The organism is Pseudonocardia sp. (assembly GCF_050246655.1).
Lineage (GTDB): Bacteria > Actinomycetota > Actinomycetes > Mycobacteriales > Pseudonocardiaceae > Pseudonocardia.
In genome coordinates, this window is record NZ_JBFWVQ010000189.1 from 1 (window position 1) to 6,753 (window position 6,753).

Sequence of the window (6,753 nt, forward strand, 5' to 3'; positions counted from 1 at the left end):
TTCATCCGGGCGGATCCGCGATCCCGTTCTGCGGAACGGTGAGTGGTGCCCGCCCTACGATCTCGAAAGGCCCCGCCGTGGCGAAGCAGACAACGGTCACCCTGATCGACGACCTTGACGGTTCCCCAGCCGACGAGCAGGTGGAGTTCGCCGTGGACGGCAGGTCCTACGAGATCGACCTGTCGGCGGCCAACAGCGCGAAATTGCGCGACGCCCTCGCCCCCTTCGTTTCCGCGGCCCGCCGCGTGGGAGGCGGGCGCCGCGGTGGCGGCGCGGCGGCCGCCGCCCCGTCCCGCCCGGCGGCCGATCGGGAGCAGAACCAGGCGATCCGGGAATGGGCGCAGGCGCAGGGCATGAAGATCTCCGAGCGCGGGCGCATCCCGTCGAACGTGCTCGAGGCCTACCACGCGGCGCACTGACCGGACCGGGCGCGGGCGGCCCGGCTGCGGGTACGGCCCGCGCACGGCGCGGCGCGGGCCGTCAGGTCCGCGTCGCCCGCGCGTAGCGGGCCCGGGCCGCCGCGACGGCGATCCCGAGCGGTAGCGCGGCCACGAGCCCGGCGCGGAAGAGTTCCGGGTACGCGCCCGCGCCTGCGGGATGCGCGGCCAGCGCGGTGCCGAGCCCGCTGCCGAGGAAGAGCATCGCGGCGAACAGCGCCACCGTCGTGGCCCGCTCCTTCGGGACCACCTGGGTGGCCCACGTCTGCAACGTGCTGTGCAGGAACGCCCACGAGCCGCCGACGAGCAGGCCCGCGACCGCCACGGTCACGATGCTGACCCCCAGCGCGGGCACGCCCCACGCCGCGACGAGAAAGGCCCCGCCGATCGCGGCCAGCGTCGCGGCGGTGAGCCGGCCCACGAGGCGGCGCACCACCCGGGTGAACAGCAGCGCGCCGACGCCGTAGCTGGCCGCGACCGTGCCGGCGAGGGCGGCCGTCGCGCCGAGCGCCTGCACGGCCGGGGCGAGATAGGTGAGCAGGCCCAGCACCACAGCCCCTTCCACCAGCGCGAACAGCAGCACCACCCGCGCCCACCGCTGCGCCAGCACGCGCCCGATCGAGCGCAGCGGGCTGCCGGAGGGCGGGAGGCGGTCCGGCTCCGGCAGGCGGCGCAGCGCCACCCACAGGGCCACCGCGGCGGCGGCCGTCACGGCGGGCACCGCCCGCCAGCCGGCGAGATCGGCGAGCGCGCCGGCGCCGGCCGTCGCGGCGGCGATGCCCAGCGACGAGGCCGCCATGACGTCCGCGAGCGGGCGCTGGCGCACCTCCTCCGGCCACGAGTCGCCGACGTAGACCAGGGACGCGGGGATCAGGGCGGCGAAGCTCGCACCGGCGAGCACGCGGGTCGCACCGAGCAGCAGCAGGTCCGGTGCCACGGCCGACCCGATCCCCGCCACGGTCGCGCCCAGCAGCGCGAGACGCATCGCGCGCACCCGGCCGATGCGGTCGCTCACCATGCCCCACACGGGCTGCATCGCGCCGTAGGCGAGGAAGTAGGCGCTCGCCACCCCCGCGGCCGCCGGGAACGGGACGTCGAGGTCCGCGGCGATCACGACGATCAGCGGGGCGATGGCGAACCGGTCGCAGGTGCTGATGAGCGCGGCGAGCTGGAGCAGCCGCAGCCGCCCCCGCTCGCCGACCGGGCTCGTGGCGGGGCGGGGGTCGGGCACCGCCCGAGCGTAGGTCCGGCCCGCCCGCACCGCCGGGACCGCCGACTCGCCTACGCTGCGTCGCGTGCCCGACCTCACCCCGGACGAGTTCCGCCGCCAGGGCGGCGCCGTCCTGGACTGGGTCGCGCGCTACCGCGAGCGGCTGCCTGCGCTACCGGTGCGCCCGGAGGTGGAGCCGGGCAGCGTCCGCGCGGGCTTCGGGCCGCTGCCCGAGCAGCCGCGGCCGGTGGAGGAGCTCCTGGCCGAGCTGGACCGGCTCGTCGTCCCGGCGGGGACGAACTGGCAGCACCCGGGTTTCTTCGGCTACTTCCCCGCGAACGCGTCCCTGCCGTCGCTCCTGGGCGACCTGCTCTGCGGCGGCCTGGGCGCCCAGGGGATGCTCTGGTCGACGTCCCCGGCCTGCACCGAGATCGAGCAGGCGCTCACCGACCGGCTCGCCGCCGCACTCGGGCTGGACCCCGGCCTCACCCACGGCGGCGGCGGGGGCGGCGTGCTCCAGGACACGGCGTCCTCGGCCGCGCTGGTCGTGCTGCTCGCCGCGCTGCACCGCACGTCCGGGGGCGCGTGGCGCGAGGACGGCGTGGACGGCACGGAGCGCGTCTACGTCACGGCCGAGACGCACTCGTCGCTCGCGAAGGCGGTGCGCGTGGCCGGGCTCGGTGGGCGCGCCCTGCGGACCGTGGACACCGTGCCGGGCACGCTCGCCATGTCGCCGTCCGCGCTCGCCGCCGCCCTGGACGCGGACGCCGCCGTCGGGCTGCGCCCGGTGCTCGTGTGCGCGACAGTCGGGACGACGGGCACCGGCGCGGTGGACCCCGTGCCCGAGATCGCGCCGCTCGCGGCGGCGCACGGCGCGTGGCTGCACGTCGACGCGGCCTGGGCTGGTGTCGCGGCGCTCTGCCCGGAGCACCGGCACCTGCTCGACGGGGTGGAGCGCGCCGACTCGTTCTGCACGAACGCCCACAAGTGGCTGCTCACCGCGTTCGACGCGTCCCTGCTGTGGGTGCGCGACGCCGTGGCGCTGCCCGCGGCGCTCTCGATCACCCCCGAGTACCTGCGCGACCCGGCGTCGGAGTCCGGGCGGGTCGTCGACTACCGGGACTGGCAGGTGCCGCTGGGCAGGCGGTTCCGGGCGCTCAAGCTGTGGGCGGTGCTGCACGCGTTCGGGTTGGAGGGCCTGCGGTCCCACATCCGCGACCACGTCGCGCTCGCCGCCGAGCTGGCCGCGCGGATCGAGGCCGCGCCCGGGCTCGCGCTGGCCGCTCCGCCGTCGCTCGCGCTGGTGTGCCTGCGCGCCGACACCGGTGATCCGGACGCGGACGACGAGGCCACCCGGGGACTCGTGGACCGCGTCAACTCCTCGGGGGCCGCGCTCGTCACCCACACCACCGTCGGCGGCCGCCACGTACTGCGGGTGGCGATCGGGTCCGTCGCCACGACGCGGGCCGACGTCGAGGCGCTGGCGGCGCTGCTCGGCGTGTGAGGCCGTCGCCCGGCCTACCCGGGAGCGGGCTCGCCGGCCTCCCGATCGCCCCGGTCGCCCCGTATGCCACGTATGCCCCGATCCCCACGGACGCCATGGCGAAGCAGCACGCGGCTGCCCCGGTCGTCGTAGTGGATCAGCGTCGCATCCGTCATCGCACGGATGAGGGCGATCCCGCGGCCGCCGGAGACGGGCTCGTCCGCGGGCGGGCGCCAGCTGCCGTGGTCCACGACCTCGATGCAGAGCGTCGTGCCCCCCGACTCCGGGGTCTCCTCGGTCCACAGCGTCAGGTCGACGATCCCCGACTCACCCGGCCCGTACGCATGGCACACCGCGTTCGCGGCGGCCTCGTCCACCGCCAACACGATGCGCTCGATCTCCTCAGTCGACAGCTGCAACGGCCTCAACCAGCCCGCGAGCTCACGCCGGATGCGGACGAGCTGCGCGGGATCGGCCGGCCAGCTGCGATGGACGAACTCCACCCGCTCTCCGGACGTCATGGATACCGCGTTCCACCCAGCCCCGGGCGCTCAAACGCCGCCCACCGCCGAGATCGCACCGCTCGGCGGACCACCCCGACCTACTCCGGCAACCGCGCCTCGGCGGGGGCCTTGTCCGGGCGCAGGCCGCGCCAGCTCGCGGCCCGCAACCGCAGATCGTGGGTGAGGTTGCGGTAGGTGACCTCACCGACGAGCACCGGGCGCGCCCACCGCGCCCGCCGCGCCTCCGCCGCCGGCACCACGTCCGCGAACGGGCTCTCCGGGACCTCCAGCGGCACCAGCCGCGCGAGCAGCGCGGTCAACGCCGCATCGGTGAACCCGGTGCCGACGTGGCCGAGGTAGCGCAACCGGCCGTCCCCGTCGTGCGCGCCGAGCAGCAGCGCACCGAACGTCCGCGTCCGGCGGCCCTCCCCCGCCGTCCAGCCGCCGATCACCACCTCCTGCGTCGACACCAGCGCCGTCTTCACCCACGCGGGCGAGCGCCGCCCCGGCTCGTAGCGCGAGGCGCGGCGCTTCGCCACGACCCCCTCCAGGCCGTGGGCCCGCGCCACCTCCAGCATCTGCCGCGCCGGGACGTCCGGCGTGGACGGCGGCACCCGGACGTGCCGCCCGGCCAGACCGAGCCCGTCGAGGACGGCGCGGCGCGCATCGTAGGGCTCACCGAGCAGCGACGTGCCGTCGAGCCACAGCACGTCGAACACCAGGTACGAGACGGGGATCCGGGCGAGGAGCTCCGCGGGTGGGCGGCGGACGTGCATGCGGTGCTGCAGGAGCCCGAAGTCCGGCCGTCCTGCCGCATCCAGGGCGACGAGCTCTCCGTCCAGGACGGCGGGGCGGCCGTCGAGCACGGCGCCGAGGTCGGCGATCTCCGGGTAGCCCGCGGTGACGTCGTTGCCGAGACGGCTCTGGGCGCGCACCAGCTCGCCCGCCACGGCCGTGACCGCGCGGACGCCGTCCCACTTGAACTCGACGGCCCAGCCGCGCCCGGCGGGCGGCTCGCCGGACACGGCGAGCATCGGGGCCACCGGGGCGGGCAGGGCGACGGCCATGGGACGACGCTAGCCGCAGGAGGTCCGGCGGCCGCTCACCGAGGGGGTGGGTGAACGGCCGCCGGTGCACCGCCCGCCGATGGGGGGATCGTCGGGCCGGTGCAGCCGAAGGATAGCTCCCCCCGGCGATCCCGGCACGACGCCGTCACACGGCTCGGTGGCCCGGCCGGCCCGGGTGTGCGGACTAGGGTCTGGCGTGTGCCGGACGATCTCGACGCGATCGCGGACGCGCTCTACGCGCTCCCGCCGGAGGAGTTCGTTCCGGCCCGTGACGACCAGGTGAGCGAGGCGCGTTCCCGGGGGGACCGGGAGCTGGCGCGGGCACTGGGGCGGCTTCGGCGGCCCACCCGCCCGGCCTGGCTCGCGAACCTCCTCGCCCGCCACCGCGCCGAGCAGCTGGACGGGCTCGTGTCGCTCGCCGCGGGGCTCGCGCAGGCGCAGCGCACGCTCGACGGCTCGCAGCTACGGGCGCTGTCGTCGCAGCGCAACCGGGCGGTCGCCGCGATGGCCCGCGAGGCCGGCCGGCTCGCGCAGGACGCGGGCTCGCCCGCCACGGAGGCACAGTTGCGGGAGCTGCAGGGGATCCTGGAGGCCGCGCTCGCGCAGCCCGAGGTGGCCGAGGAGCTGAAGGCGGGCCGGTTGACCCGCACGCTGCGCTACACCGGGTTCGGCCCGGACGCCGATCCGCACGCCGTGCCGCTGCCACCACAGCCCCCACAGCGGGCGACGCCCGAGTCCGGGCCGCCGACCGCGGCGGACGAGGACCGGCGGTCCGAGGAGCGGGCCGCCCGGCAACGTGAACTGCGCCGCGACCTGGACGCGGCCGAGCAGGCCGCGCACGCCGCCCGCGACGAGCGGCAGGCGGCGCAGGACGCTCGCGACGACGCCCGGGAGCGCCACGCGGACGCCCGCGAGGAGGTGGCGCGGCTGGCCGCGGAGCTGGACCGGGCCCGGGACCGCGAGCGCGGCGCCGCGGAGGACGAGCGGGCCTCCGTGGCCGGGCTGCGCGAGGCCACACGGGCCGCCACGTCCGCCGACGCCGAGGTGGAACGGCTGCGGGCGCGGCTGGACGCGCTCGGGTGAGGCGTTCCCGCGGGGTGAGCCGCGTGGTGCGCGCGGAGGTCGACCACGGCACCGCCGAGCTCGTCGAGGATCCGGACCGCCCGCGCTCGTGGACACTGCTGGTCGACGGCACCTCGCAGTCCCACGTCGACCTGGACGACCCGACACACCTGGAGTTCGAGTACGTCCGCCGCCTCGGCCACGTGCTCGACACCCGGCCGCCCGGTCCGCTGCGGGTGCTGCACCTCGGCGGTGGGGCATGGACGCTCCCCCGCTACGTGGCGGCGACCCGGCCGGGGTCGCCGCAACGGATCGTCGAGCTGGACGGCGCACTCGCCGCGCTCGTCGCCGACTGCCTCCCGGCGGAGGAGCTGGACGGCGGGGTGCACGTCGAGGACGCCCGCGCCGCCCTGGAGGCCACCGCGGCGGGCACGGCCGACGCGGTGGTGCTCGACGTCTTCGCCGGCTCGCGGATCCCGGCGCACCTCACCACGGTGCAGTGCGTGCGCGCCGCCGCGCGCGCCCTGGCGCCCGGAGGCCTCTACGCGGCGAACGTCGCCGACGCCGTGCCGCTCGCGTTCGCCCGCGGCCAGGTGGCGGCGTTCACGGAGACGTTCGCCCACGTCGCGGTGGTGGTGGCGCCGTCGGTGCTGCACGGGCCGAGGTTCGGCAACCTCATCCTGCTGGGATCGGACGCCCTGTTGCCGGACGCGGCGCTGGTGCGCCGCCTCGCCGCGGACCCCTTCCCGGCACGGCTGCTCGACGACGCGCAGGCCCGCGCGTTCGCGGGCGATGCGGCGGCCCCGACGGACCGGACCGCCGCCCCGTCCCCGCTGCCGCCGCCGGGGTTCTTCGGGCGCCCCGGCTAGCTGTACTGACTCGACAGGTTGGTCAACCGGCTGATCGGTGGTGAGCTGCCGATGGCGGTGTGGGGCCTGTGGTGGTTGTACTCGTGCAACCATCCCGGTAGTGCTTTTCGGCGGTGCGACTC

8 protein-coding genes are annotated in these 6,753 nt (G+C 76.8%); 4 read left to right on the top strand and 4 right to left on the bottom strand.

Annotated features, from left to right (window positions below):
* The first annotated feature begins 77 nt into the window (after nt 1-77).
* Entirely contained in the window at nt 78-419 is a 342-nt protein-coding gene (locus AB7J25_RS29580; protein ID WP_428514495.1) for a histone-like nucleoid-structuring protein Lsr2, read from the top strand.
* Nucleotides 420-480: 61 nt separating this feature from the next.
* On the opposite strand, the gene AB7J25_RS29585 is transcribed toward AB7J25_RS29580, so the two are convergent.
* The gene (locus AB7J25_RS29585; protein WP_428514497.1) at nt 481-1,668 is read right to left on the bottom strand and encodes an MFS transporter; all 1,188 of its coding nucleotides are present in this window, start codon (nt 1,666-1,668) and stop codon (nt 481-483) included.
* Nucleotides 1,669-1,732: 64 nt separating this feature from the next.
* On the opposite strand from AB7J25_RS29585, the gene AB7J25_RS29590 reads away from it, so the two are divergent.
* Entirely contained in the window at nt 1,733-3,151 is a 1,419-nt protein-coding gene (locus AB7J25_RS29590; protein WP_428514499.1) for a pyridoxal phosphate-dependent decarboxylase family protein, read from the top strand.
* A 14-nt stretch (nt 3,152-3,165) separates the two neighbouring features.
* Here the strand turns inward: AB7J25_RS29590 and AB7J25_RS29595 are convergent, their stop codons facing one another.
* Together AB7J25_RS29595 and ligD are read right to left on the bottom strand one after the other, a co-directional pair.
* On the bottom strand, nt 3,166-3,651 hold the full coding sequence (locus tag AB7J25_RS29595) for an ATP-binding protein (RefSeq protein WP_428514501.1): 486 nt from the start codon (nt 3,649-3,651) through the stop codon (nt 3,166-3,168).
* Nucleotides 3,652-3,731: 80 nt separating this feature from the next.
* Nucleotides 3,732-4,700, bottom strand: a complete 969-nt coding sequence (gene ligD, locus AB7J25_RS29600; protein ID WP_428514503.1) for a non-homologous end-joining DNA ligase — start codon at nt 4,698-4,700, stop codon at nt 3,732-3,734.
* Nucleotides 4,701-4,898: 198 nt separating this feature from the next.
* Here ligD and AB7J25_RS29605 point away from each other — a divergent pair, with 198 nt between their 5' ends.
* Nucleotides 4,899-5,783: a hypothetical protein gene (locus AB7J25_RS29605; protein ID WP_428514505.1), complete on the top strand. Its 885-nt coding sequence runs from the start codon at nt 4,899-4,901 to the stop codon at nt 5,781-5,783.
* A gap of 23 nt (nt 5,784-5,806) precedes the next feature.
* Entirely contained in the window at nt 5,807-6,631 is an 825-nt protein-coding gene (locus AB7J25_RS29610; protein WP_428514507.1) for a spermidine synthase, read from the top strand.
* On the opposite strand, the gene AB7J25_RS29615 is transcribed toward AB7J25_RS29610, so the two are convergent.
* On the bottom strand, nt 6,628-6,753 hold a 126-nt coding region (locus AB7J25_RS29615), incomplete at its 5' end, for an integrase core domain-containing protein (protein ID WP_428514509.1). The genes AB7J25_RS29610 and AB7J25_RS29615 overlap by 4 nt on opposite strands.